This window comes from Leucobacter shiyiweii, assembly GCF_052446065.1.
In the GTDB taxonomy this organism is placed as follows: Bacteria; Actinomycetota; Actinomycetes; order Actinomycetales; family Microbacteriaceae; genus Leucobacter.
On the sequence record NZ_CM127080.1, the window covers coordinates 1,357,212 to 1,381,896 of the forward strand.

23 protein-coding genes are annotated in these 24,685 nt (G+C 62.6%); 3 read left to right on the forward strand and 20 right to left on the reverse strand.

The window, feature by feature from the left end; genetic code table 11:
• Nucleotides 1-15 precede the first annotated feature (15 nt).
• From gatB to ACTNFJ_RS06395, 10 genes are all read right to left on the reverse strand, one after another.
• Nucleotides 16-1,530, reverse strand: a complete 1,515-nt coding sequence (gene gatB / locus ACTNFJ_RS06350) for an Asp-tRNA(Asn)/Glu-tRNA(Gln) amidotransferase subunit GatB (RefSeq protein WP_435905561.1) — start codon at nucleotides 1,528-1,530, stop codon at nucleotides 16-18.
• Entirely contained in the window at nucleotides 1,530-3,065 is a 1,536-nt protein-coding gene (gene gatA / locus ACTNFJ_RS06355; RefSeq protein WP_435905562.1) for an Asp-tRNA(Asn)/Glu-tRNA(Gln) amidotransferase subunit GatA, read from the reverse strand. The genes gatB and gatA overlap by 1 nt, the downstream gene beginning before the upstream one ends.
• The gene (gene gatC / locus ACTNFJ_RS06360) at nucleotides 3,065-3,385 is read right to left on the reverse strand and encodes an Asp-tRNA(Asn)/Glu-tRNA(Gln) amidotransferase subunit GatC (RefSeq protein WP_435905563.1); all 321 of its coding nucleotides are present in this window, start codon (nucleotides 3,383-3,385) and stop codon (nucleotides 3,065-3,067) included. Before gatC ends, gatA begins: the two co-directional genes overlap by 1 nt.
• Before the next feature lie 108 nt (nucleotides 3,386-3,493).
• Nucleotides 3,494-4,474, reverse strand: coding sequence for a linear amide C-N hydrolase (locus ACTNFJ_RS06365; protein WP_435905564.1), 981 nt, complete (start codon nucleotides 4,472-4,474; stop codon nucleotides 3,494-3,496).
• A gap of 9 nt (nucleotides 4,475-4,483) precedes the next feature.
• The gene (locus tag ACTNFJ_RS06370; RefSeq protein WP_435905565.1) at nucleotides 4,484-5,140 is read right to left on the reverse strand and encodes a DNA-3-methyladenine glycosylase I; all 657 of its coding nucleotides are present in this window, start codon (nucleotides 5,138-5,140) and stop codon (nucleotides 4,484-4,486) included.
• Between the two features lie 154 nt (nucleotides 5,141-5,294).
• On the reverse strand, nucleotides 5,295-7,661 hold the full coding sequence (gene ligA, locus ACTNFJ_RS06375) for an NAD-dependent DNA ligase LigA (RefSeq protein WP_435905566.1): 2,367 nt from the start codon (nucleotides 7,659-7,661) through the stop codon (nucleotides 5,295-5,297).
• Nucleotides 7,658-8,839 carry a tRNA 2-thiouridine(34) synthase MnmA gene (gene mnmA / locus ACTNFJ_RS06380; RefSeq protein WP_435905567.1) on the reverse strand — a complete coding sequence of 394 codons (1,182 nt, stop codon included), beginning with the start codon at nucleotides 8,837-8,839 and terminating at the stop codon, nucleotides 7,658-7,660. Before mnmA ends, ligA begins: the two co-directional genes overlap by 4 nt.
• Nucleotides 8,840-8,906: 67 nt before the next feature.
• Nucleotides 8,907-10,064 (reverse strand): cysteine desulfurase family protein, encoded by a 1,158-nt coding sequence (locus tag ACTNFJ_RS06385; protein ID WP_435905600.1) that lies wholly within the window; start codon nucleotides 10,062-10,064, stop codon nucleotides 8,907-8,909.
• Nucleotides 10,065-10,117: 53 nt separating this feature from the next.
• Entirely contained in the window at nucleotides 10,118-11,089 is a 972-nt protein-coding gene (locus tag ACTNFJ_RS06390) for a tetratricopeptide repeat protein (protein ID WP_435905568.1), read from the reverse strand.
• Nucleotides 11,090-11,091: 2 nt separating this feature from the next.
• Nucleotides 11,092-13,152 carry a DUF8094 domain-containing protein gene (locus tag ACTNFJ_RS06395; RefSeq protein ID WP_435905569.1) on the reverse strand — a complete coding sequence of 687 codons (2,061 nt, stop codon included), beginning with the start codon at nucleotides 13,150-13,152 and terminating at the stop codon, nucleotides 11,092-11,094.
• Between the two features lie 227 nt (nucleotides 13,153-13,379).
• Here ACTNFJ_RS06395 and ACTNFJ_RS06400 point away from each other — a divergent pair, with 227 nt between their 5' ends.
• The gene (locus ACTNFJ_RS06400; RefSeq protein ID WP_435905570.1) at nucleotides 13,380-15,836 is read left to right on the forward strand and encodes a hypothetical protein; all 2,457 of its coding nucleotides are present in this window, start codon (nucleotides 13,380-13,382) and stop codon (nucleotides 15,834-15,836) included.
• Nucleotides 15,837-15,845: 9 nt separating this feature from the next.
• Here the strand turns inward: ACTNFJ_RS06400 and ACTNFJ_RS06405 are convergent, their stop codons facing one another.
• On the reverse strand, nucleotides 15,846-16,574 hold the full coding sequence (locus ACTNFJ_RS06405) for an alpha/beta hydrolase (protein WP_435905571.1): 729 nt from the start codon (nucleotides 16,572-16,574) through the stop codon (nucleotides 15,846-15,848).
• 60 nt (nucleotides 16,575-16,634) lie between these two features.
• Here ACTNFJ_RS06405 and ACTNFJ_RS06410 point away from each other — a divergent pair, with 60 nt between their 5' ends.
• Entirely contained in the window at nucleotides 16,635-17,165 is a 531-nt protein-coding gene (locus ACTNFJ_RS06410; protein WP_435905572.1) for a ribonuclease H family protein, read from the forward strand.
• A 23-nt stretch (nucleotides 17,166-17,188) separates the two neighbouring features.
• Here ACTNFJ_RS06410 and ACTNFJ_RS12885 read toward each other — a convergent pair whose 3' ends face one another.
• The 8 genes from ACTNFJ_RS12885 to rpsB all read right to left on the reverse strand — a co-directional run bounded on the left by ACTNFJ_RS12885 (nucleotide 17,189) and on the right by rpsB (nucleotide 22,842).
• On the reverse strand, nucleotides 17,189-17,470 hold the full coding sequence (locus ACTNFJ_RS12885; protein ID WP_504923102.1) for an Rv1322 family protein: 282 nt from the start codon (nucleotides 17,468-17,470) through the stop codon (nucleotides 17,189-17,191).
• A 12-nt stretch (nucleotides 17,471-17,482) separates the two neighbouring features.
• Nucleotides 17,483-18,082: an aggregation-promoting factor C-terminal-like domain-containing protein gene (locus ACTNFJ_RS06415; protein ID WP_435905573.1), complete on the reverse strand. Its 600-nt coding sequence runs from the start codon at nucleotides 18,080-18,082 to the stop codon at nucleotides 17,483-17,485.
• A gap of 45 nt (nucleotides 18,083-18,127) precedes the next feature.
• Nucleotides 18,128-18,682: a DivIVA domain-containing protein gene (locus ACTNFJ_RS06420; RefSeq protein WP_435905574.1), complete on the reverse strand. Its 555-nt coding sequence runs from the start codon at nucleotides 18,680-18,682 to the stop codon at nucleotides 18,128-18,130.
• Between the two features lie 47 nt (nucleotides 18,683-18,729).
• A complete protein-coding gene (locus tag ACTNFJ_RS06425) occupies nucleotides 18,730-19,650 on the reverse strand; it encodes a phosphatidate cytidylyltransferase (RefSeq protein ID WP_435905575.1) in 921 nt (306 codons plus the stop codon).
• 3 nt (nucleotides 19,651-19,653) lie between these two features.
• Nucleotides 19,654-20,208: a ribosome recycling factor gene (gene frr, locus ACTNFJ_RS06430; RefSeq protein ID WP_435905576.1), complete on the reverse strand. Its 555-nt coding sequence runs from the start codon at nucleotides 20,206-20,208 to the stop codon at nucleotides 19,654-19,656.
• A 44-nt stretch (nucleotides 20,209-20,252) separates the two neighbouring features.
• Nucleotides 20,253-20,966 carry a UMP kinase gene (pyrH, locus tag ACTNFJ_RS06435; RefSeq protein ID WP_435905577.1) on the reverse strand — a complete coding sequence of 238 codons (714 nt, stop codon included), beginning with the start codon at nucleotides 20,964-20,966 and terminating at the stop codon, nucleotides 20,253-20,255.
• A gap of 94 nt (nucleotides 20,967-21,060) precedes the next feature.
• A complete protein-coding gene (tsf, locus tag ACTNFJ_RS06440; RefSeq protein WP_435905578.1) occupies nucleotides 21,061-21,891 on the reverse strand; it encodes a translation elongation factor Ts in 831 nt (276 codons plus the stop codon).
• 57 nt (nucleotides 21,892-21,948) lie between these two features.
• Nucleotides 21,949-22,842: a 30S ribosomal protein S2 gene (rpsB, locus tag ACTNFJ_RS06445; protein ID WP_435905579.1), complete on the reverse strand. Its 894-nt coding sequence runs from the start codon at nucleotides 22,840-22,842 to the stop codon at nucleotides 21,949-21,951.
• Nucleotides 22,843-23,186: 344 nt separating this feature from the next.
• On the opposite strand from rpsB, the gene ACTNFJ_RS06450 reads away from it, so the two are divergent.
• Nucleotides 23,187-23,657, forward strand: a complete 471-nt coding sequence (locus ACTNFJ_RS06450; RefSeq protein ID WP_435905580.1) for a M23 family metallopeptidase — start codon at nucleotides 23,187-23,189, stop codon at nucleotides 23,655-23,657.
• 29 nt (nucleotides 23,658-23,686) lie between these two features.
• On the opposite strand, the gene ACTNFJ_RS06455 is transcribed toward ACTNFJ_RS06450, so the two are convergent.
• Nucleotides 23,687-24,682: a tyrosine recombinase XerC gene (locus ACTNFJ_RS06455; protein WP_435905581.1), complete on the reverse strand. Its 996-nt coding sequence runs from the start codon at nucleotides 24,680-24,682 to the stop codon at nucleotides 23,687-23,689.
• Nucleotides 24,683-24,685: the final 3 nt, after the last annotated feature.

Here is a 24,685-nt window from a genome sequence, read left to right on the forward strand (position 1 = left end):
TAACGACGAAGCTGGCTATACGGAAGCCCGTTCGAGCACAAGCTCACGCACTCTCGCCGCGTCTGCCTGGCCGCGCATTGCCTTCATCACCGCACCGATCACTGCTCCAGCGGCTTGTACCTTCCCGTCGCGGATCTTTGCCAGAACGTCGGGTTGCTCAGCGAGAGCCGCATCTATCGCCTCGATCAGCGCACCGTCATCAGAGACAATGGCGAGCCCGCGCGCATCAACGATTTCTTGCGCCGTTCCCTCCCCATCGATGATGCCCTGGATCACCTGGCGCGCCAGCTTATCGTTGAGTGTGCCCGCGTCAACGAGCGTCACCACTGCGGCAAGCTGTTCCACACTGATGAGATCGCTTGGCGACGCCGATCGCTCGTTCGCAATGCGCGCGATCTCCCCCGTCCACCACTTGCGGGCGGTGTGGGCCGGCACGCCAGCGGCGACCGTCTCTTCAATGTTCTGCAAGAGACCTGCGTTCACGACATCCTGGAACTCCAGGACGGTAAAGCCCCACTCCTGGCGCAGCCGGCGCCTGCGCAGCGTCGGGTGTTCCGGGAGTGCGGCCCGAAGTTCCTCGACGAGAGCGCTTGAAGGAGTCATCGGGGCAAGATCAGGCTCGGGGAAATAGCGGTAGTCGTCAGCGTCGCTCTTGGGACGACCAGGCGAGGTCTCCCCCGTGTCTTCGTGCCAGTGACGGGTCTCCTGAGTGATGGAACCACCCTCTGACAGAATCTGAGCCTGTCGCTGAATTTCAAATCGCACCGCACGTTCAACCGAACGCAGCGAGTTCACGTTTTTAGTCTCCGTGCGCGTGCCGAGCACCGCCATTCCGGCGTCTTCGTTCCCGCGGGGACGCAGCGACACGTTCGCGTCGCAACGCAGGTTTCCGCGTTCCATTCGTGCGTCCGAGATGCCAAGGGAGACAACGAGATCACGAATGGTCGAGACGTAGGCTGCGGCGATCTCAGGGGTGTCAGCCTCTCCGCCAAAGATCGGACGGGTAACGATCTCGACGAGCGGCACACCCGCGCGGTTGTAGTCAACGAGCGAGTACTCCGCGCCCTGAATGCGGCCGGTCGACCCACCCATGTGGTTGAGCTTGCCAGCATCCTCTTCCATGTGGGCGCGTTCAATTGGCACATGTACGACCCTGCCCGACGCGAGCTCAATCTCAACCGTGCCATCAAACGCGATGGGATCGTCGTACTGCGAGATCTGGTAGTTCTTCGCCATATCGGGATAGAAGTAGTTCTTGCGCGCGAACCCTGAGACCTCAGCGATTTTACAGCCCAGGGCAAGCCCGAGACTGATGGAGTACCGCACCGCCTGCTCGTTGATGACCGGCAGGCTTCCCGGCAGTCCGAGGCACACGGGCGTCAAGTTGGTGTTCGGTTCAGAGCCGAACACGTTCGGTGCGGAACTGAACATCTTGGTGCGTGTGTTCAACTCGACGTGCACCTCGAGCCCGATAACTGGTTCGAAGAGCTCTAGCGCCCGGTCAAAGTCCATGAGCTTGGTCTTCGCCATCAGAGTGCTGCCTTTCCGGCGGTGATGCCTGCAAGCGACGGGGTCTGCGCCCAAAACGGCGCACCGTCACGTTCCTCGATAATGCGCTCCACGGCCGCTCCAGCTCGATAGAGGCGCGCGTCTTCGTACGCAGGCGCCAAGAGCTGCAGGCCCACCGGAAGTCCGTCCTCGACAGCAGTGCCAATCGGGAGGCTGAGGCCCGGAATTCCGGCGAGGTTCGCAGGGATCGTCGTCGCGTCGTTGAGGTAGTCCTGCATTGGGTCGCCGGCGTGTTCCCCCAGCCGCCATGCAGTCGTGGGTGCGGTCGGCGAGGCAATGACATCAACCTGCGCGAAGGCTGCCGCGAAGTCCCGCTGAATGAGCGTACGCACCTTCTGGGCGCTGCCGTAGTAGGCGTCGTAGTATCCGGCAGAGAGGGCATAGGTGCCGAGAATGATCCGCCGCTTTACCTCGGCGCCAAAGCCTTCGGCACGGGAGGCGCTCATCACGTCTTCCACGGTTCCACCGCCCTGCGGGTTGACCCGCAAACCGAACCGCACCGAGTCAAACTTTGCGAGATTACTTGATGCTTCGGCGGGAAGAATGAGGTAATACGCGGCGACAGCGTACTCAAAGTGAGGCGCGTCGATCTCGATAATCTCGGCCCCCTGCGCCGATAGCAGCGCAAGCGCTTCCTCAAAGCGTGCCTTCACACCGGGCTGCACACCCTCGAGCATGAGCTGCTTGACCACCCCCACCCGAAGCCCCCGGAGCGAATCACCGTTGACACCGTCACGGGCCGCTGCGGCCATCGATGGCCACTCATGGTCGAGCGACGTCGAGTCGTGGCGATCGTGACCCACGATCACGTCGTGCAACAGGGCGGTGTCGAGCACTGTGCGCGCAACCGGCCCGATCTGATCGAGCGACGAGGCGAGGGCGATGGCTCCGTAACGGCTCACTCCACCATAGGTGGGCTTCACACCCACCGTGCCGGTGAGCGCGGCAGGCTGGCGGATGGAGCCACCCGTGTCACTGCCAAGCGCAAGGGGCGCTTCAAACGCGCTGACTGCCACGGCCGATCCGCCGCCGGATCCACCGGGAACACGATCAAGCGCCCACGGATTTCGGGTCACCCCGTAGGCCGAGTTCTCAGTTGACGAGCCCATCGCGAACTCATCCATATTGGTCTTGCCAATAGAGATGAGGCCAGCCGCGCGAGCCTTGGCTACCGCGGTTGCGTCATAGGGCGAGCGGTACCCTTCGAGAATCTTTGACCCTGAGGTAGAGGGCATGTCGGTAGTAACCAACACGTCTTTAATCGCGATCGGCACGCCCGCGAGCTCGCCGAGCTCTTCACCCGAGGCGCGCCGAGCATCGATAGCTCGGGCCGCGTCAAGCGACGCGTCGTGGTTGGTGGCGAGGAACGCGTGCAACTCGCCATCTACTTCTGCAATGCGATCGAGATGGGCGCGGGTGGCTTCCTCCGACGACACTTCGCCGGTGGCAAGCACGCCCGCCAGCTCCGCGGCGGTCATGCGAATAAGGTCGCCCATTACTGCTCCTCCCCCAGGATCGATGACACGCGAAACATGCCGTCTGCCGCGTCAGGAGCGTTCTGCAGCGCCTGATCGAGCGTCAAAACATCGGCAATCTCGTCGGGCCGCGTGACGTTAGTGATCGGAATCGGGTGACTCGTTGGCGGGATATCCGCAGCAGCCACCTCACTCACCTTCGCGATGCTGTGCAGGATCGAGTCGATCTCACGGGTGAGAGAATCGAGTTCTCCGTCGGTCAAGGCGATTCGGGAGAGTCCGGCGAGGTGCCTCACGGTTTCCACCGTGATCTCGCCGTTCGCCGCGCTGGTTTCAGGCATGCTGCTCCATCTGGAGTGGTCGTGTGGGAACTCGACCATCTTACCGGCGTTCGGGATCCCATCTCCCGGCGCCAACCACGCTGCGAAGAGACGCGAAGCCGTTCGCGATTAGTCTCGAGTTGTCGCTCGTTCGGCTACGGCAACGAATTCCGCCGCGACGTTGCCACTGCGGTCTGGTTCGCTCACCAGGTCAAGCACCTTTTCCGGCCCTGGAGCGAAGGACAGCTCCGCGAAGGGGACCCACACGACGTTGGGCGAACGCGTCGATTCAAAGAAATAGACGAGATCTGTGAGATCAGTCACCGTGCGCCACCGAGTTGTCGAGACGTTCGGCCGCACCGGATCGGCGGTGCCATAAGGTGCCGAAGCGTTGCGGATCACGCTGAACACGAAAGTGGCCGCTTCTCGGGCGTCCGTCGTCTCCGGAAGGCGTGCCGAATAGAACGCCGCACGGGCGAATCGCTCGGGAGATTCGGTGCCACCTGGAAGCGGCTGGTCGCCGCCGAGCCCCCGATAGTTCCGGAGCATGTGCAGCTGCTCATCGTACGCGGGTGAGTTCGTCATGACCGTGAACTCTGGGCCGTGATGCACAGAAATTTCGCCGTCGAGAAATTCCACAATCGCTGAGTCGCCGGTCGGGTCGGCCATCGATAAGTGCGCGGTGCCCGGGTGATCGCCAATCATCAAGGGGATGATCTGCACCCTGCTCTCGGTGAGCCATTGCACGGCAGAAGCCACAGTGTGGAACCGATCGAGCAACAGCTGTACTGCCTGGTGCAGCATCAGGCCGGGCCTGCTCGCATCGCGTGCCCCGTAGTCTGACTCAGCCAGGTAGAGCCCGCTCACCTGAAACCCGCGTTCGTTGAGCCCGTCAACCGCGATTTTGCCGTACATTAGCGCAACGACGCTGCCGAAATCGGAAACCCAGCTCAGGTTTCCCGGATCGCCGGGCGCGCTCTCCCGCGCGGTGCCTCGGGGGCGCAGCGCCAAGACGGTTTGCGTGGGTTCGACCCAGTCCATGCTGCGACCGACGAGGACAATACCTGATCCGGGCTGGCCGGCAGATGACCAGAGAAACCGTGTGCACATAACGCGAGCCTATCGCGGGGCTGATACCGCTGTCACGGTCGAGTCGTCCACTGCTGGGGCCCACGGTTCGGCCCGACTTCCGTCCGGATTCCACATCTTGGAACACCCACGGCGATGGCTCGTCACCACGTGCGCGTCGACCACGCCCACCGCGGTCATGAGCGCATACACGGTCGTCGGCCCAACGAATACGAAGCCCAGACGTTTGAGTTCTCGCGCAAGCTCAATCGATTCCGGGGAGGTGCTCGGCACCTCCTCCTCAGTCAGGGGCGCGGGCGATCGATCCGGCGCAAACGACCACACGACACTCGCCAGGTCGCGCCCTTGCTCTCGCAACGCGAGCGTGGCAGCGGCATTCGAAATAGTCGCCTCTATCTTTCGGCGATTCCGAATAATTCCCGAATTTTCGAGTAGCCGTTCAATGTCAGGCTCCGCATACGCGGCAACGGCATTCGGCTCAAACCCTGCAAAGGCATCCCGGAATGCTGCGCGCTTGCGCAACACCGTGAGCCACGACAGGCCCGACTGAAAGGCCTCGAGGGAGAGCCGTTCAAACATCCCGACGTCGTCGAACACGGGCATGCCCCACTCGGTGTCGTAGTACTCGGTCAGTAATGGGTCGGAATCGGCCCAGGCAGGGCGACAGTGGTCGCTGCGTTGATGCATGACATCTCCTTCGTGATACCCGGAGTGGGTACTCTGCGGCTCCCCCGCTTCGAGCCTAGGCATCGCATCGTCGCCGTGGTGGCGCTGCACCAAATCTGTGAATAACTCAGCAAACACCCAACCTAACCTCGAGCCGAGGGCGAGAATGGGTCACCTAGATCTCGGTCTCCAGAGCGTCAGGGCCCTTGGTCACCAACACGGCGAATTGGCTGGCATCGAGCACGGGAATGCCAAGCTCCTCCGCCTTCGCAAGTTTTGATCCTGCGCCCGGCCCCGCGGCGACAAAGTCCGTCTTCTTCGAGACGCTCGATGCGGCCTTGCCACCCGCCTGGATGATGGCCTCCTTCGCGCCGTCACGGGTAAACCCCTCGAGCGCGCCAGTTGCGACGACGGTGAGACCTGAGAGCACCCCGTCGCCGGTCATGGAAGCACCCGGCCCCGGATGCCCCGGGGTTGCCCACTGCACACCCGCAGCTGCCCAGCGATCCACGATCTCCCGGTGCCAATCGACTGCGAACCATTCACGCACCGACTCGGCGATCGTGTCACCGACTCCCTCGACCTGCGCGAGCTCTTCGCTCGTGGCCGTGCGAATGGCATCGAGAGAACCGAACCACTCCGAGAGAGCGCGCGCGGCAACCGGCCCGACGTGACGAATATTCAGCGCAACCAGGAGTCGCCAGAGCGGCTTCGTTTTCGCTGCTTCAAGTTCGGCGAGCAACGTCTCGGCGTCTTTGGACGCGGTGACCACCGCGAAGTTCTTCCTGATCCCAGCGGCTCGCCGCTCAGATGCGGGCCGGTCCTCCCACCCGGGCGGATAGGTCACGCTGGTCTTCTGAAACGGTGAGCGTCGCACCGGTTCGCCCATCTCATCAGTCTTAGGCTCGCCGGTTTCTGGGTCTCTCACGATCACCACGATGGGCACCAATTGATCGAGCGTGAGATCGAACAACCCAGCTTCCGTAGTGAGCGGCGGATCAGCGGGAACCTCCGGCTGCGTCAGCGCTGCCGCCGTAACCTCGCCCAACACTTCAATGTCGAGCGCACCGCGAGATCCAATGTGCTCCACTCTGCCGCGCAGCTGCGCTGGGCAGCCACGACTGTTGGGGCATCGAAGATCAATGTCGCCTTCCTTCATGGGGCGCAGCGCGGACCCGCACTCGGGGCATTCCGTCGGCATGTGCCATTCACGCTCCGAGCCATCGCGTCGCTCAATTACCGCGCCAAGCACCTCGGGAATTACGTCTCCAGCCTTTCGCAGCACCACAGTGTCACCGATGAGCACGCCCTTGGCCTTGACCACCTGCTGGTTATGCAACGTCGCCTGGCTGACGGTCGAACCCGCGACGCGGATTGGCGCCATGACCGCGTAGGGTGTGGCCCGCCCCGTTCTTCCGATTCCGACCCGTATGTCAAGCAGCCGGGTGTGTACCTCCACCGGGGGATACTTATAGGCAATCGCCCACCGGGGGGCGCGGCTCGTCTCACCGAGTTCTGCGTGCAGCGCCAACTCGTCAACTTTGACGACGATGCCATCGATTTCATGGTCGACCTGGTCGCGATGCTCGCCGCGATCCTCAATGAAGCTCACGACCTCAGCGACAGTGTCGAAGACGCGCGAGTGCGGTGAAACCGGCAAGCCCCACTCGCCGAGCAATCGGTAGGCATCTGACTGGTTCGTGATGTGCGGATCCTGCCAGGCCCCGATTCCGTGCACATAGAGCGAGAGCTTCCCGAGACGCTCTGTCATCAGCTCCAGCTCGCGTGCCGACTTCTTCTCGGCGCGCTGGCGCAAGCTCCCAGCGGCGGTGTTGCGGGCATTTGCAAACTCGGGAAAACGCACCGTGATTTTGTCTTCAGGAACACCCTTCGCTCGTTGCTCCTGCTCGAACTCGAACTGCAGCTCGTGCTGGCGACGATTCAACGACTCGAACGCTTCGCGCCTGAGGAACACCTCTCCCCGCGCCTCGAAAAACTCGGGGATCCCCTCCCCGGTGAGCGCAGTGGGAATCGCCGAAATGAATCGCACATTCTCGGTAATGTCTTCACCCACGCGGCCGGTTCCCCGGGTCGTGGCGGTCTCCAGCTGCCCGTTGCGGTAGGCCAGAGAAATCGCGGCACCGTCGATTTTGAGTTCACTCAACCAGCGCACCTCGCGGCCTGCTGAAGCCCGGGTTTTCTCAGCCCACTCGGCGAACTCATCTGTCGAAAACACGTTGTCAAGGCTGAGCATCCGCTCTGCATGCTCGTGGTCAGGAAAGCCTGCAGAGACCACCGCGGCGCCGACTTGCTGCGTGGGACTATCGAGACCCGCAAGCTCAGGAAACGCCTGCTCGATCGCTTCCAGCTGATGGATCAAGCCGTCATACTCGGCATCGGACACCAGACTGGTTGCTTCTGAGTAGTAGGCCAGTCGGAAGCGTTCGATGAGCTCGGTCAGCTGTTCGCTGGCCGCGCGCGCGCTGGCGAAGTCGGTCGGTACTGGTGCCGTGGCGGCAGGGTCAAAAGGCTCAGTGCTCACACAGACAGTGTAGAAGCGACAGCAGACATCGTCTCGGCAGCTTCGGCGCGATCGATCGTGAACTGACCGAGAACGCGTGTGCCAATGTAGAGAACGGCGCTCTGGCCCGGAGCCACTCCAAGCAGCGGTTCCGCGTGCACAAGATCAATCTCCACCACGATTTCGTGCGTCGCCTCCGCGCGATGCTGCTCCGTGCGGTCAGCCTCACTTACCTTGCGCAGCCAGGCCTTGGCCGGCACCGGGTCCGCGTGCGCACGGATCTGCACCTCACAGGCAAAGGGCGTTTCCAGATTGAATCCCGGCGCGCCAGTGAAGCTGTATCGCCCCCCGGCGATTCGGCCGATCGCCAGCCGATCCTTCGGCCCGACGACTACTTGGTTCGACACGGGCCGAATTGACAGCACGTAACGCGGCTGACCATCGGAGGCCGGCCTGCCGAGCTGTAGCCCACGGCGCTGACCCACGGTAAAGCCGTGTGCGCCGTCGTGAGTACCGACTACGTCGCCGGACTCGTCAACGATCTGACCTGCGGTGCGCTCCAGATGCCCGGATAACCATCCACGGGTGTCACCGTCGGGAATGAAGCAAATATCGTGGCTATCGGGCTTCTGAGCCACCTGCAAACCGCGCTCTTCAGCCTCGCGGCGAATGAGCTCCTTGGAGGGGGTATCTCCGAGCGGAAAGTAGCAATACGCCAGTTGCTCAGCGGTGAGCACTCCGAGCACATAGGACTGGTCTTTCGCCCAGGCACTTGCCCGATGCAGCTCACGCCCGTCAGGCGTGTCGATCAGCGTCGCGTAGTGGCCGGTGGCGACTGCGTCGAACCCTAGGGCGATGGCCTTGTCGAGCAGTGCCTGGAACTTAATTTTCTCGTTGCAGCGCAGGCACGGGTTCGGCGTGCGCCCTGCAGCGTATTCGGCAACAAAATCGTCAACCACGTCTTCTTTGAATCGCTCGCTAAAATCCCACACGTAAAAAGGGATGCCCAGGAGATTCGCGGCTCGCCTGGCATCCATCGAGTCTTCAATGGTGCAGCAACCCCGGGAGCCGGTGCGCAACGTGCCCGGCATTCGGCTGAGGGCGAGGTGCACCCCGACAACGTCGTGCCCAGCCTCGACCGCTCGAGCTGCTGCGACCGCCGAGTCGACCCCTCCGCTCATCGCAGCCAAAATCTTCATCAGGGCAGTCTATCGGGGGGCCGGGCAATCGGCATCTCCGCAGTGCGATTCTGCGCGCCTGCGAATCTCAGCTCAGCCCGGCAACACGAGCGCGCGCGACTGCGTCCGGCAAAACCGCGAGCAGCGCATCGACCTCAGCGCTGGTGGAATCCGGTCCCAGGGTGAAGCGCAGCGAGCCGATCGCGTCTTCCTCGGAAACCCCCATCGCGAGCAGCACGTGCGACACCTCGGCCACACCCGCCTGACAAGCGGACCCGACGGAGGCCGAAATACCCGCAGCGTCGAGCAGGAAGACGAGCGAATCGCCCTGGCATTCGGGGAACGTAAAATGTGCATTGCCTGGCAAACGCCCCTCGCCAGGCGGTGCTCCACGCAGCACCGCGTCCGGAACTCGCTCGAGCAGGCCAGTAATGAGTCGATCGCGCAATGATGCCATCTGAGTGTGCCGGTTCACCGCGCTCACCGTCATCCGATCAGCGACATTCACTTCGGCGAATTCGAGGGCGGCTGCGAACGCCACCGCGCCGGCAACGTTCTGTGTGCCCGACCTTGCCCGCTGTTGTGCCCCGCCATGAAACAGTGGATCGGCGCTCGCATCGCGACCGAGCACGAGCGCCCCGACTCCGACCGGGCCACCGAGCTTATGCGCCGAAACACTGAGCGACGAGGCTCCGGAAGCACGAAAATCAATCGGCACCTGGCCCAAGGCTGACACCGCATCTACGTGAACCGGTATTCCAGCGGATCGCGCCACCCGGGCCAGACTTCGCACCGGTTGCACGCTACCGACCTCGTTGTTTGCCCAGAGAAACGACACGAGGGCTACGTTGCCCGCTCCGGCGCGTTCGATCGCGCTCGCGAGCACCTCCGGGTGCAGTACTCCTTGATGGTCGATGGGCAGCCACCGCAGATCGGCTCCCTGGGCATCGCGCAGCCACTCCGCGGCCTCAATGGTCGCGTGGTGCTCACCTTCTGGGATCAGGATGACCGGGCCCGCTCCTTGGTTGCGGCGCGCCCAGTACGTGCCCTTCAGCGCGAGATTAATCGACTCCGTACCACCGCTCGTGAGTGTTACTTCTGCCGATCCACAACGGAGTGCCTCAGCGATCCGCTCGCGCGCGCTCTCGAGAAGCTCGCTTGCTGACTGGCCGTGGGCGTGTGTCGAAGCAGGGTTACCCACGGTTCGCAGCGCCGCGGTGTATGCCTCAAGTACCTGCTCAGGCATGGGTGAGGTCGCGGCGTGGTCGAGGTACACCCGATCAGGAGCCAAGGGATTTCCTAGTAGAGCAGGTTTGCGAGACGTGTCCGCGCGGCCTGCACACGAGGATCGGCCACACCCACTACTTCGAAAAGCTCAAGCAGACGCTCACGAATGACTGAGCGCTCGGAGGACTCAGTCGAAGCGGCAAACAATTCCAGAAGCCGCAGGAAGGCATCCTCTACGTGCCCACCAGACAGATCGAGATCTGCCACGCGCAGCTGTGCCGCAACATCGCTGGGCGCCGTCGCCGCCTCAGCACGCACCGTGTCAGCGGAAAGCCCTTGCAACCGGTCGAGGAGGCGAACCTGCACGAGCGCCGCGCGTGCCTCATCGTCAGCGGGCGCCTTCAGGAGAACTTGCTCGTAAGCTGCGACCGCAGCCGAGAAATCGCCGCGCCCGAGGGCGGCGAGAGCCTCGGCGTGTGCCGGATTCACCGGAGGCTGTGCCGGCTCCTGAGGCGCTGATGAATCGCCGCTTTGCTCGGGTGCGTTCACTCGGCCGTTCACACCCTGCTGCGCGGCAAGTTGCAACAGCTGATTCAAGACATCTCGCACCTGTTCTTCTGACACCTGACCCTGAAACAAGGGCACAGGGCGCCCTCCCACTAGCGCCACGGCGGCGGGCACCGCCTGCACCTGAAAGGCCTGCGCGAGGCCCGGGTTCGTGTCGACGTCGACCCTGGCCACCACGAAGCGGCCGCGGAATTCCTTCGTGAGCTTCTCAAATACCGGCCCCATGGTCGCCGAGTCGGGCGCGGTGTTCGACGACAGTTCTACGATCACGGGGACCACCATCGACAGCTGAGCCGCCTGCTGCAGGGTCTCCTCGGTGACGTCAAACATGAGGGCAGGGACATCTACCGTCTGTCCCGCGGCTCCAGCCTGGGTGTTCCCAGACGCCCCGGGTCCAGCCTGACCTTGCCCGCGTGCGGCGAGGTGACTGAGGTCAATCCCTCCACCGGGAAGTCGTTCGGGAATCTGTTGCGACATAGTTAGTTCCTTGCTCCCACGAGATCACTGGCGAACCCCAGCAACTGAATGGGGGCGTTGCTGGTCTTGCTTGGCACGAAGAAAAGCAGCTGATGCTTCACTTCGCTTACGAGGCGGTCTTGCTGTCCACTCAGCCCGGAGAGCGCGGTGACGCTGGCGGGCGGGGTGGGCTTCCAACGGCTGGAGCCGGGCTCCTCAATGCGGTTCTCCTGCACCGTCGTCGCGACGAGCGCGCCACCGACTCCGGTAGAAAGGCTGATGATCTTGGAGTCGGACTGCTCAGCGGTGACCGAGTACACGACACCCTGGCCCGCAGCGTCGGCCGTAGCTTGCGACTGGGCTGCCCAGGCGGCACCGCTGCGCTCGATCAGCGAGTCTGAATCGAGATCGAAGAGCGCAGCCTGCTCCACCTCAGGGCCGCCGGCGAGCACCGCCGCGTAGGCTGAGCCCACCTCCCCAGGTGAGAGCACCAGAGTCTGCAAGTCGTCTGTCAGCAGCGCGGTGCCCTCTTCTGCGGGCGCCGCCTCTGGCATCGTGATGCCACCGCGAAGCGAAATCACTCGCGAGACCATGAAGTTCTCATGCGGCGCGGCCTGAGTCATGATGATCGCGAGGGAAGGCGAGGCGGCGGGCTCGACAGTCTCGGAGCTCGCTTCGCCCTCCTCGCCTTCCGCGGGCGGACTGGTAGCTTCAGATTCCTCCTCAGGCAGCGTCTCCGTGCCACTCTCGGAGGCGACGGTTACAAATACCGTTCGCGGCCAACCTTCGGTGGACTGGACGAGTTCATACCCCAGGGCCTCGCTCGTAATGCGCGGCGGCACGACTGCATAGTCCGGCACAGCCTGCCTGATGGTGTAGTTAGCTGATCTTTGAGCGAGCGCATCGCCAGTAAACCGAGACTCGAGTATCTCTGCGTCGAGCGCGTCGTCGGCTTCGCCCGCGACCGCGGCAATGTCGCCGACGATGCGATCGATCTGTGCACGGGTTACCGGCACGGGCGCTACTGCGGACTCGCCGTCGTCGTCTTGATCCTCGAGCTCGCTTGCTGCCGGACTGAAGTCTGGCCAGTAGCTCGCGGAACAGCCGCTGAGACCCAGCGCAAATACAAGCCCGAGGCTAGGAAGCGCAAGCCTGCGCAAGGTATGTCGCTGGTGCGTGGCTTGGGAGGTGTTGGTGCCCAGCGAGTCCACGCGCTTGGGCGCTTGTTCGACACGCTTGCGACGTGTCACTGTGTCCCTGATCCCCAGAAGAGGCCCCTTTCTGCCTCGCCTCGGCCCCAGCCCTCGCCGATCGTGATCGACTGCGAGTAGGTAGAGGACGGCACCGACCACGGCCAGGAGGCCTCCCGCAGCAAGGAAAGGTCCGGCGAGCGGGGTTCGCTGATCCTGGACCCACTCGATCGCAACCTTGCCCGTGTCACCTGTTGACGCGTCAACGGAGACGAGGACGGCATCGCCGTCATCGAGATTAAGCGGGAGGCGAATCTTGCCGCCCGTGTCTGAGCCGGCAGAACCCGATCCACTATCTGCGGTTGCTTCGCCTGCAGCCTCGTCCGTTTCGGTGTCACTGTCGATTGCTGGAGCAAGGCTTCGCTCTTCCATCCACAAATCGCTTCCCCGTGGATCGAGTAAGTCAGGCTTGTCATCGGCGGAGGATGTCGTTGCAGAGGCTGCGTCATCGACCGCGGGTGCGGCACTGTCGTTGTCGTCCGGGACCCCTGGCTCCTCTGCCTCCTGGGCAGCACCCGGCACTAACGTGCCCACGAGTCGTGACTCGGCAGGGTCAGCATCAATCTCGGCGTGCTCGAACGGCTCCACCCACGCCGCAATATCTGCGGAGGATCCCGTTGCCGCAAATGCAGCAGTCCCGGTGACCACCACGTTGGCTTGGCCGGGAACCGCCAAGAGGACCTCGCCCGGAATGACTGCGAAGCCCGTTTCTGCCTCGAGTGCGGTCTCATACACGATCTCAGAAGGCCCAGCGAGGAACGTTCGCTGCCCGATTCCCAAAATAAGGAAGATGCCTGAGAGTACGAGAGCCGCGATAGCGAGCCCAAATCTCATGGGTGCCTCCTGTCCACTCGGGTCTAGTTACCATTGCTGCAAACCGGAATGGTTGCATACTTTGTGAATCAACGCTACCGGAGCTTTCCGTGAGTATGGTGCGGTAGGTCGCGGCTGACTTTCGGAATCGGGGTGGCCCTCCAGCCAACCGAACTATCATGAGCACTGCTAGGGAAGCCTCTGCAAGTTGCACCTGAGGTGATACCACCCTGCCATCGGAGGACGTCGTGACCGAAGCTAGCCCGCAGTTCACTCCGGCCCTTCGCGGTTATAACCGCGCCGAGGTCGACTCCCAGATCAGTACCCTGACCCAGCACATCGCGACGCTCCAAGCCCACACAGAGTCGTTGCAGAACAGCTATGCAGAGGCTATTCGTACCGCGGGCGAGCAGCATTCACTGATCGAGGATCTCCGCGCACAGGTCGCGGAGCTCGGGGCAACTGGATACAGCGGGCTGGGACTCCGGGTTGAAAAAAGCCTGCAGATAGCGGAGCAGCATGCAGAAACGCTGATCGCCCAAGCAGACATCGATGCCGAGCGTTTGCGTCGTAAGACCGAGCAAGAGACGAAACGGTTGCTCGAGCATGCGCAGGCCCGCGCCGATGAACTCGTCACCTCGGCAACTGAATTAGCCGAAAAACTCCTCGCTGAGTCGCGACGCGAGTCAGACGAGTTGACCGCACGAACCCAAGCGGAAAGCAAGCGTCTCAACGACGAGGCTCAGCGATCGGCGCAACTGCTCCGAACTTCCTCAACACGCGAAACGGCGGCCGAACTTGAAGCCGCGCAGGCGGAGGCTCGCGCGCTGCTCGCCGAGGCAAAGGCACGAGCGGAACGACTCATCATCGACGCCGATGCCGCCGCAGACGAGTTACGGCAGCGCACGCAACTCTCGGCCACACAGTTCGAGCGTGACCGCGAGATCGCCACGCGCGACGCTGAACTTGCTCGCACGCAGTTTGAGAGCGAACGTGAGCGTCGTGAGGCCGAGTTTGCGGCCCGAGTGCACGAGCGCGAAACTGAACTAGAGAGCCGCTACTCTGAGCGCGAGCACGCACTGATCGCCGAGACCGATGCCCTCAGGCTGCATCTGACTGACGAAATAGAAACGCTTCGAGCCAAGATTGCACAGGAGCGTTCCGAGCACGATCGTTCAATTGCTGAGGAACGCGAGGCCTTTAAGCTTTACCAGGTTCAGGCAGAGCAATCTCACGTCGCTCGCCTAGCCGCGGAACTCGAGGCGCACACGGCAGAACTGGCGCGCGCGGCCGAAGCGCAGCAAGCCACCCTGGCAGAGCAGGCAAAGCAGTCCGCACTCGAACTGGGAAATGCGCGAGCGCTCCTCGACTCCGAACTCGCCTCCGCTCGCGCCTTGCACGACGATGAGCTGGCCGAAGAACTGGCTGAGCACGACCAAATGTTGCGGGACGAAATCGAGGGGCACGAGGCACAGCTGGCCGCTGAACGCGAGGCGCAGCGTGCGCAGCTTGAGCGCGAGCGAGACAGTCACGAGCGGGCCATCGCTGGGGAACGAGAGATCCACGACCGAGCGATCGCCGCGGAACGAGAGCACCACGATGCGTCGGTCGCCAGCGAAAGGGCAGAGCATGAGCGACTCATCGCGAACGAGCGCGAGAGTCAGGAGCAGGAGCTGCAGCAGCTCGTGAGACGCCACACGGCGGACCTTGAGCTGGCGGCGCAGAAACAAGAAATGCGCCTCGCCGAGGAGCGAGCGGCCCATGATGCCCGACTCGCAACCGAACTCGCCGACCACGAGCGCGCGCTCGCCGACCAGAGTGTCGCGCAAGCTGAGCGGCTCCGACTTGAGCAGGAGGAGGTTGCCGCAGTTCTCGGGCTGGAGCGCGAACAGTTTCAACTCCAAGTGGATCGGGATCGCACGAGTCTCGAGTCTGACCTCGCCCGGGAGCGCGCCGATCATGATCGGAGGCTGGCAGCCGAACTGGAAGCTCACACGGTGTCCCTCGCGAACGATCGCGAGCACGCAGCCGCTGCGGTTGCGAGCGAGGTCGCACGCGAGCGGGCTCAGGTAAGCGAGGAAGTGCGGCTGCTTCGCGCAGACACCCGCGAGGAGCTCGCAACCTTCCGTGCCTCGGAGGAGGAAGCGCTCGCGGCAATGCGGACCGAAACCGAAGACGCTACCTCGGCGCAAAAGCACAGGCTGGCGCAGGAACTCGCTGAGTTCACTACCAACATGGCCGACCGCACTGAGCAGCTGGAACGCGAGATTGCCGACCGGAAACGGACGGCTGCTGCAGCTGCGCTCGAGGCACGCCAGGCGGCGGAATCCGAAATCGCTCAGCTGGCGCAGCAGGCCGAGAAGCTCCGGGTCGAGGTAGCCGCCCTCACTCAGGCCGCTGCCAGCGAGGCGAACGCTATCCGGTCGGAGGCCGAGCGACAGGCTGCGGATATCGTGCAGGAAGCTGAACGACGCGCGCACGCGACCTTCACAGAGGCTGAAAACCGAGCCACAAAGGTGCTCCTTGACGCGGAAGACCGCATGTCGCAGTTGAAGGTCGAACGCGTTGCCGTGGCCCGCTACTTTGAGAGCCTGGGTGAGGTGGTCAGCAACGCGCGCAAGCTCGAGTCCGCAACGGAGAACGCTACCGAGCGATCAGCTTCACAGTTGCCCTCGCCCACCGATCGGTCGGGCAGCGGGGAATAGCGGGTAGCGCTACTTCGCGAACCGCTCCTCCTCCACGGCTTCGGGGAGCGGGGCTTCTGCAGCACCGACTATCTCTACGATCTCATCGAGGACGCGCCGCACGTACTTCTCCCCCACCCACAGGTGTTTCGCTCCCTCAACTCCCACGACGTCAACCCGAGGCACCAGTGCAAAGCGCCGGCTCGCCTCCTCCGGCCGAAGAAAGTCGTCGAGTTCGGGCACGAGTACGTGCAATTCAGCTTTGGCATCTGCCCACGCGAGCAGGTCTCCATCGGTGGCGCGGTGCAACGGAGGGGAAAGCAGGATTGCACCGCAAATGGGGTGTTCGAGCCCGTATTTCAACGCCAGTTCGGTGCCGAAAGACCAGCCGACCAGCCATGGGTTCGGCAGCCCGCGCTCGGTAACAAAGCGCATGGCCGCCTCGACATCGGCGCGTTCCGCTATTCCCCCGTCGAAGGATCCCTCACTCGTGCCGCGCGGAGAGGCGGTGCCGCGGGTGTTAAACCGTAGCACCGCGACATCAGCCAGCTCAGGGAGTCTCCAGGAGGCTTTCCGCAGCACGTGCGAGTCCATGTACCCGCCAGCAGTTGGCAGGGGGTGCAGCGTCACAAGGGTAGCGCGCGGCGGGCGATCGGACGGCAACGCCAACTCGCCGACGAGCGTCAGCCCGTCGGATGTGTGTAATTCAATGTCTTCGCGATGCGCTCTCAGCACCGATCCACTGGTGATATCTTTCATTTCCGCCCCTTCGGCTCTCCCCGTCAATGCTAGAGGTCTGGCCTCTGGCAAGATTGAAGGATGACCATTACCGCAGCCGCAGACGGCTCTGCCCTCGGCAACCCTGGGCCCGCCGGATGGGCCTGGTACATCGACGAAACGCAGTGGCGGGCGGGCGGATGGCCTCGCGCGACAAATAATCAGGGCGAATTGATGGCCGTCATCGATCTGCTGCACGCCACGGCGGATCAGGCAGACACTCCCCTCGTGATACTGTGCGACAGCCAGTACGTCATCAACTCTGTCACGCAGTGGATGCCGGGGTGGAAGCGCCGGGGCTGGCGCAAGGCCGATGGTAAGCCGGTGCTCAACCGCGAGCTACTCGAATCACTCGACGAGGCGATTTCAGGGCGCGACGTGCGCTTTGAATGGGTGAAGGGTCATGCGGGTCATCCACTCAACGAGGCAGCGGACGAACGCGCTCGGGCGGCTGCGACCGCCTACCAGCGGGGCACCACGCCACCTGCTGGGCCCGGTCTTCTCGGCGGGAGCGGTCACACTCCCGCAGTCGAACTCCCGACCTCCGAAGCTGCACCCCCAACGCTGTTCTAACTGCGCGGTTCACCGCGGTGAGCTCAAATCAGTCGCCAGCAATGGCTGTGCCAATGCCGACGGTCTCTTACCGCGGCGTCGTCTCCGAAGAAATGGTCGGCACTCCATACCACCAGGTGTGGCTGACCAGCCGGCACGTCCTGAGCGCAACCCGGGCATCGATAGGCCTTCTCAGCTCGCTGCGCCGGGATGTCGCGCACGTAGTACTCACGGCCTCGACGCGTCTCAAGGCGGGCACCTCCATGAGCGAGTCGCGAGATATCTCCGAGCGGCTCAGATTCCGATCGCCGATGCTTTCGCGGCATAGCGAGGGCTGCCTACCACCACTGGTTCGAAGTCCAGAACGCGTGCGCGCCAGCCCAGCTACCGTAACGACCCACGGCATAACCGTTGGCCCACGACAGGTTGGCGACAGGGTCGTACCCGTTTCCACCGGGAACCTTGCTGCAGGGCAGAGCCTGCACGAGCCCACATGCGCCCGAGCTGCTGTTGGTTGCGTTCGGGTTCCACCCGCTTTCACGGCTGACAATAAAGTCCACGTAGCCCCAGTCATTCTGGGGAATTCCTGCAGCTGCCATCCACTCGGCCGGCGATCCGCCGCCGGTGTACATAAGCGGCGCAAAACTTACCGGGGCTGCCGCGGCAGGTGCGGTCGCGACAACCGGTTCAGGCTTCGGTTCGGGGATCTCTTCGAGCGGCGAGACACTCACGTCGAGTGCCAACTCTGACATCTCGGGCACGAATTCTTGATGAATACGTTCGTAGAATGCCTCGTCGGCGAGTGCCGTGGTCGGAATGGAAAGGGGCGCTACGACCGCGGTGCCGAAAAAACCTACAGCAGCGATGCCCGCAAAAAGCCCACGAAAACGGGTCAAGCGAGAAATGGGCGGGCGGTCGGCAGCAGTCGAAGAAGTCACAATATAACGATTCTATCTCATGGCGGAGTGATCAGCCAGGTTTGCTCAGTCGGTGGTGGCGAGCATGAGGTCGACCACCGCGTCAAGGAACGCGTCGACCTGGTCCTCGTCGTACCCCCGCCATTGTGCGTGGAACACGACGTTGCGCACCTGCGCAGGAGACAGGCTCCCTGTCCCCGCGAGCAACGCCTGTACCCGATCGAGAAACGCATCGACCTGAGAGCGCCGATACCCCATTGCAAAAATGCCACGGCAATTAAAGCGCTTTCCGCGCTCTCGCTCGAGCCGCCCACGAATCTCTGAAAGCAGTTGCTGCACTTCGGCCCACCAGGCGTCCTCGCCGATCTCAGCCATATATGCGCGGCGCTCGCGCTGGGCGAAGACCTCTTCCAACCGATCCATCGCCGCATCGACATGTCGAGCAGAGTAGCCCCCCCGCTTCAGCGAAAAGGCTGTGTGCCGAATATCGGTGGCTTTCATCGCATCGGATGCGGTGGCCGATTGTTCGAACGTCGCGCGCGCTTGCTCAAGAAACTTGTCCACCTGCTCGGGTCGATATCCGAACTGTCTGCCGGTTGCTCGGGGAAATGCGGTGCTCACCGTACTATTCTGCCTTGCCCGATCTGTGGAAGTGCGCTTCGACTCGCTCACGCCAGAACACCGAGGCTCAGCGCGAGGGCGTAAACCCCAACCGTTGACGGCAACAGCGAATCTAGACGGTCCAGGAAGCCGCCGTGACCGGGGATCCACGAACTCATATCTTTCACGCCCAGGTTTCGCTTGATGAGCGATTCGGTGAGGTCGCCACCGGTAGCGGTGAATAGCACAATGACACCGAGAATCATGCCCACCCACCATGGCTGATCAAGTGCGAGCATCGAGATCAACACGCCCAGGATCACGGCGAAGACCGCCGCACCAGCGAATCCCTCCCAGGTCTTGTTGGGACTAATGCGCGGGGTCATCTTGTGCTTACCCAGCGTGACCCCCGCAGCGTAGGCCCCCACGTCAACCGACACGACCACGAGCACCATGGCGAACACCCACCATTCCCCTCGATCCCCCTGCATGAGGAGTATCGCGTAGGAGCCCAGGAACGGGATGTAGACGAGCGAAAATAGGCCCGAGAACACATCACGGGTGAGCGTGCGCGAGGCGGTCTCCCCCCGAGAAAAGAGTCCCTCGGCAAGGCGCCACAGGGTAAGGAGAACCGAGCCTGCGAACAGGCCCAGCAGCATGCCCTCGGCACCAAAGAAATACGCGCCTGCAATGATGATGAGTCCGCCGAGAACGACGCCCACTCGCGGAACACGTCGACCGGCGACACGAAACGCTGAAGCGAGTTCAACGAGAGCGATTGAAAAGAGCACGGCCAAGAAAAGAATAAACAGCTGCTCGATAAAGAAGAGGCTTCCGAGAAACAGGCCCCCAAAGACCAGGGCTGATCCGAACGCGACAAAGAGGTTGCGACCAGCTTTCTGCTCAATCCTGGCGCTGGTTGCTTCCAGACTCGCCTTCGTCAGCTCGAACTGTGCCCGCAGCTCTTCTCGCCGGTCCTGCCCCGACACGAGTTAGACCTCCATCAACTCGGCTTCCTTGCGCTTCATTGCCTCGTCGATCTGCTCAATGAACTGCTTGGTCACCGCCTCAAGCTCTTTTTCCGCTCGCGCTACATCATCTTCGCCGACCTCGCCCTTGAGTTCATCGAAAGAATCCTTCGCCTGGCGGCGCAGGTTACGCACGGCCACCCGACCATCCTCAGCCTTTGCCTTCACTATCTTGACGAATTCCTTACGGCGATCTTCCGTCAGCTCCGGAAGAGCGAGTCGAATCACCGTTCCATCATTAGATGGGTTCGCACCAAGGTTCGGCATGTCTCGAATCGCCTGCTCGATTCCTTTCATCGCACCCTTGTCGTAAGGGGTAATGATCAGGCTTCGCGCATCCTGGTTCTGCACTGACGCAAGCTGCGGGAGCGGGGTCGGGGTGCCGTAGTAATCGACAAGAAGGTTCTGCAGCATTGACGGGGCTGCCCGACCGGTGCGGACGGTAGCGAAATTCTCTTTGGTCGAGTCGACCGCTTTGGTCATCCGATCCTTGACGTCTGCGAAGACCTCATCAATCACGGTGTGCTCCTTTGGTGAATTCGTTTGATTGAGTGTACTGGCGCTCAGCAGTGCACGAGGGTGCCGAGCGGTTCGCCACGGAGTGCTGCGGTGACGTTGCCCGCTGGTTCCATTCCGAAGACGCGCATCGGCATTCCGTTATCCATGCACAGGCTAAAGGAGGTGGAATCGACGACCTTCAGTCCACGCACGAGCGCATCGTTGTAGGTAATCTCATCGATCAGAGTCGCATCCGGATCAGTCCGAGGATCCGCTGTGTAGACACCGTCGACGCCATGCTTCGCGACCAGGACCTCATCTGCGCGCACCTCGAGGGCGCGCTGAGCGGCTACGGTGTCGGTGGAGAAGTACGGCAGTCCAGCGCCGGCACCAAAAATGACCACGCGACCCTTCTCCAGGTGTCTAATGGCGCGCAGTGGGATATATGTTTCAGCAACCTGTGTCATGGTGATCGCTGACTGGACCCGACTCGAAACTCCTGCCTGCTCCAAGAAGTCCTGCAGCGCGAGCGCGTTCATGACGGTGCCCAGCATGCCCATGTAGTCGGCCCGCGCGCGATCCATGCCGCGTTGGGAAAGCTCTGCACCGCGGAAGAAATTGCCGCCGCCGACGACTACAGCAACCTCGGCCTCGTCCGTCGCTGCCGCGATTTCGCGGGCGATCTGACTCACGACATCGGGATTCACTCCCAGGGTGCCCCCACCGAACGCCTCGCCAGAGAGCTTGAGTAGCACGCGTCGTTTACGATATGTGGTCATCGTGGGGATCTCCTTGATTCTGCCTCTGGTATCAGGGTAGCGGGTACAGCATGAGACCCGGACCCGCCAGGGTCCGGGTCTCATGACAGAGGTGTTAGGAACCGACCTTCGAGCGGGCGAACCCGATCACCGTCGTGCCCGTGGCCGAAGCCACTGCGGCAACAGACCGCTTCTGCTCGTCAAGTGCGTGTACCTGCTCGTTCAGAACGATCTGCTTGAAGAACGCATCGAGGCGACCCTCAATAATCTTCGGCAGAGCAGCCTCGGGCTTGCCCTCGTTCTTCGAGATCTCCGTGACGATGTCGCGCTCCTTGTCGACATCTGCCTGCGGCACCTCTTCACGGGTCACATACTGTGGCTCAGCGAACGAGATGTGCTGGGCGATGCTCAACGCAGTCTTATCGTCGTCACCGTCGTACCCGACGACCACGCCGATCTGCGGCGGCAGATCCTTTGAGGTCCGGTGCAGGTAGAACGCGGTCTTCGGAGCTTCAACTACCGAAACGCGGCGCAATACGAGCTTCTCGCCCAGGATCGCTGACTCGTCAGTGATGACGGACTCAACGGTTCCATTCTCAAGGGGAGCAGCCAGCGCCTCTTCGAGAGTCTTAGCGCCTGCGGACGCAATTGCCCCCAGCACCTTCTCACCGAGCGCAATGAACTTCTCGTTCTTCGCGACGAAGTCGGTCTCGCACACGAGCTCGATCATTGTCGCGCGACCTTCGGTCTGCGCCACTGCGACAAGACCCTCGCTTGCCTCTCGACCCTCGCGCTTTGCGACGCCCTTAAGGCCCTTGAGACGAAGGATCTCGATTGCTTTCTCGATGTCGCCCTCGGCCTCAACCAACGCGTTCTTGCTATCGACCATGCCAGCGCCCAAACGGTCGCGTAGCTCCTTAACGGCGGCCATGCTCACCGATGCCATAGATGACTCCTTTAGTCAGTTCTTGGTCAGTTCGTGGAAAGTGGAAGAAACGCCGAATTACTCGGCGGCGGTTGCTTCAGCCTCAGCAGCGGGGGCCTCAGCGGCGGCTTCCTCTGCAGCGGGAGCCTCAGCGGCGGTGTCTTCAGCGGCGGGCGCCTCAGCAACGGCATTCTCGGCGGGTGCGTCAGCCTTGTCGGTGTTCAGCAACTCGACCTCCCACTCGGCGAGGGGCTCAGCGGCGACAGCGCCGCCGTCGTTCTTCTGGTGACGCTCCATGAGGCCCTCAGCGATAGCGTCAGCAATAACGCGGGTGAGCAGCGCCACCGAACGAATTGCGTCGTCGTTACCGGGGATGGGGTAGGTGACCTCGTCGGGGTCGCAGTTCGTGTCGAGGATAGCGATAACGGGGATACCCAGCTTCTTCGCCTCGTCGATCGCGAGGTGCTCCTTCTTAGTGTCGACCACCCAAAGGGCCGACGGAGTCTTGGTCATATGACGAATACCGCCGAGCGACTTCTGCAGCTTCTCGAGCTCGCGCTTCTTCAGCAGCAGCTCCTTCTTGGTGAAGCCGCTGGTGCCACCCTCGTAGTCAAGCTGCTCGAGCTCCTTCATACGCTCGAGGCGGCCGGTAACGGTCTGGAAGTTGGTCAACAGACCGCCCAACCAGCGCTGGTTCACGTAGGGCTGGTTCACACGGTCGGCCTGCTCGGCGATCGCTTCCTGAGCCTGCTTCTTCGTGCCAACGAACAGGATATTTCCGCCACGAGCGACGGTCTGCTTCACGAACGCGTAAGCGTCGTCGATGTACCCGAGCGACTGCTGCAGGTCGATGATGTAGATGCCCGAGCGCTCGGTGAAGATGAAACGCTTCATCTTCGGGTTCCAGCGACGCGTCTGATGTCCAAAGTGAACGCCGCTGTCGAGCAGCTGACGAATAGTAACGACGGCCATTGCCGTTCTCCTGTTCTGCACGCCCCGACCGGGCGCACTCTTGCGGTTGATATTCTCGGGATGATTCCCGAATCCTGGTGCCCCCAGGCTCCGCCGCCCCTGTGTCGAACTCGCAAGCGAGACAGCACGGTGGGGACCGTTGGCGGTGCTCCGTTGAGTGGGCACGCGAAGTCACCTCGTGAGAGGTGCCCCACAAGTGTAGCACCGGCAGCACCACGGTCCTGCGCACCCGGAGGAGCCGGATTTCCCGCTCACACCCCCCATCAGCACACACAGCAGTCGACATATTCCACAGATGCCTGCGGGCCCCGTCGTAGCGATCTGGTCGGTGGCACCGTTTACGCATGCACGGACTTCACCGCCTCTTGATCGCCGCAACCCTCGTGACGTTCGTCGGCTTCGTGGGACCGCTCTGGCTGCCTCCGCTTGGGCACCCGCTCACGGTAAACTCGCCGTTCTCTCTAGCCGGTGGTCCTTACGCCGCGGGCCACCGGGGCATCGACCTCCCGGCAAGGACGGGCGATACGGTGCGCGCCCCTGCATCTGGCAGGGTCACGTTTGTGGGCACCGTGGTGGATCGGCCCGTCCTCACCCTGCGCATCGACGCCCGCACTCTGGTGTCCTTCGAACCCCTCTCCAGCACCCTTCGCGAGGGCGATGAGGTGCTCCGGGGCGAAGTCATCGGCGAGGTCGGGACCGGTGGGCACTGTCTGGCATCATGCCTACACCTCGGAGCACGCGTCGATGGTGAGTATGTGAACCCATTAAGGTTTTTGAGACACAAACCAGTGCTCCTCCCCTCGCTTGAGCACTGAACACTGAGTCCGCGTGTCAGGCTGCCGCTTCACGCGCGCGGATGGGCCTGGCGGTAGGCCGCAGCAAGACGATCGGTCGACACATGGGTGTACACCTGGGTGCTACCGAGGCTCGCGTGCCCCAGCATCTCCTGCACCACACGCAGGTCTGCCCCCCCGTTGAGTAAGTGGGTGGCTGCCGTGTGTCGCAGCGTGTGCGGACCTCTCGGGCCGCTTCCTGGCTCCTGCTCCAGCTCGCGTGCAACCAGACGGTACACGGACTGCGTAGTGAGGGCGCGGCCTGTATTTCCCAAAAACACAACGTGATCCTCCGAGCCTCGCGGCACCGCATACCCGGAGTGAGCGTTGGACGGCAAAACCCGAGGGGTACGAGGTAGTTCTACGGCGCGAGCAGCGAGCATGTGCCGAGCACTGATGAGATAGGTTTCGAGCGCGCGCGCCGCCGGAGCACCAAGAGGCACGACTCGCTGTTTATTGCCTTTTCCTGTCACTCGAACGGTGCGTTCCTTCAGGTCGAGCCCTTCGAGTGGAAGAGTGCAGAGCTCCGTGACACGCAGCGCGGTGGCATACAGCAGCTCCAGGACTGCACGATCTCGCAGCGCCACTGGATCACCGGTCTCTGCACGACCCGCAGCCCGGTCGAGAATTTTTGTGATCTGATCCTCGCTGAGAACTCGTGGAAGTGTGCGGGCAGATTTCGGTGCCCGTAGTCTCGACGCAGGACTTCCGAGAACGAGTTGCCGCCGCTCGAGCCAGCTCCCGAAAGATTTGACGGTGGCGACGTTTCGCGCGAGCGTGCTAGGAGCAAGACCCTCTTGTTGCCGCCGCCAGAGCCAGCCCCGCAGTCGCTCGAGATCGAGTGTGTCGATGTCGACATCACCGGCATTGGGAACGTTGAGGTCTGAGGCCACGTATTCAGCCAAGGAGCGCAGATCCCGCCGATACGCCTTCACTGTGTGGGCTGAGTAGCCGTATTCAAACTCGACCGCGAAAAGAAAGCCCTCGATCGCCCCGTCTAGCCGCATACC

Coding starts and splice junctions, on each gene's coding strand:
- gatB (WP_435905561.1), bottom strand. CDS start 1,530: ATGGCGAAGACCAAGCTCATGGACTTTGACCGGGCGCTAGAGCTCTTC.
- gatA (WP_435905562.1), bottom strand. CDS start 3,065: ATGGGCGACCTTATTCGCATGACCGCCGCGGAGCTGGCGGGCGTGCTT.
- gatC (WP_435905563.1), bottom strand. CDS start 3,385: ATGCCTGAAACCAGCGCGGCGAACGGCGAGATCACGGTGGAAACCGTG.
- ACTNFJ_RS06365 (WP_435905564.1), bottom strand. CDS start 4,474: ATGTGCACACGGTTTCTCTGGTCATCTGCCGGCCAGCCCGGATCAGGT.
- ACTNFJ_RS06370 (WP_435905565.1), bottom strand. CDS start 5,140: ATGCATCAACGCAGCGACCACTGTCGCCCTGCCTGGGCCGATTCCGAC.
- mnmA (WP_435905567.1), bottom strand. CDS start 8,839: ATGAAGATTTTGGCTGCGATGAGCGGAGGGGTCGACTCGGCGGTCGCA.
- ACTNFJ_RS06385 (WP_435905600.1), bottom strand. CDS start 10,064: ATGCCTGAGCAGGTACTTGAGGCATACACCGCGGCGCTGCGAACCGTG.
- ACTNFJ_RS06390 (WP_435905568.1), bottom strand. CDS start 11,089: ATGTCGCAACAGATTCCCGAACGACTTCCCGGTGGAGGGATTGACCTC.
- ACTNFJ_RS06395 (WP_435905569.1), bottom strand. CDS start 13,152: ATGAGATTTGGGCTCGCTATCGCGGCTCTCGTACTCTCAGGCATCTTC.
- ACTNFJ_RS06405 (WP_435905571.1), bottom strand. CDS start 16,574: ATGAAAGATATCACCAGTGGATCGGTGCTGAGAGCGCATCGCGAAGAC.
- ACTNFJ_RS06410 (WP_435905572.1), top strand. CDS start 16,635: ATGACCATTACCGCAGCCGCAGACGGCTCTGCCCTCGGCAACCCTGGG.
- ACTNFJ_RS12885 (WP_504923102.1), bottom strand. CDS start 17,470: ATGCCGCGAAAGCATCGGCGATCGGAATCTGAGCCGCTCGGAGATATC.
- pyrH (WP_435905577.1), bottom strand. CDS start 20,966: ATGACCACATATCGTAAACGACGCGTGCTACTCAAGCTCTCTGGCGAG.
- tsf (WP_435905578.1), bottom strand. CDS start 21,891: ATGGCATCGGTGAGCATGGCCGCCGTTAAGGAGCTACGCGACCGTTTG.
- rpsB (WP_435905579.1), bottom strand. CDS start 22,842: ATGGCCGTCGTTACTATTCGTCAGCTGCTCGACAGCGGCGTTCACTTT.
- ACTNFJ_RS06450 (WP_435905580.1), top strand. CDS start 23,187: ATGCACGGACTTCACCGCCTCTTGATCGCCGCAACCCTCGTGACGTTC.
- ACTNFJ_RS06455 (WP_435905581.1), bottom strand. CDS start 24,682: ATGCGGCTAGACGGGGCGATCGAGGGCTTTCTTTTCGCGGTCGAGTTT.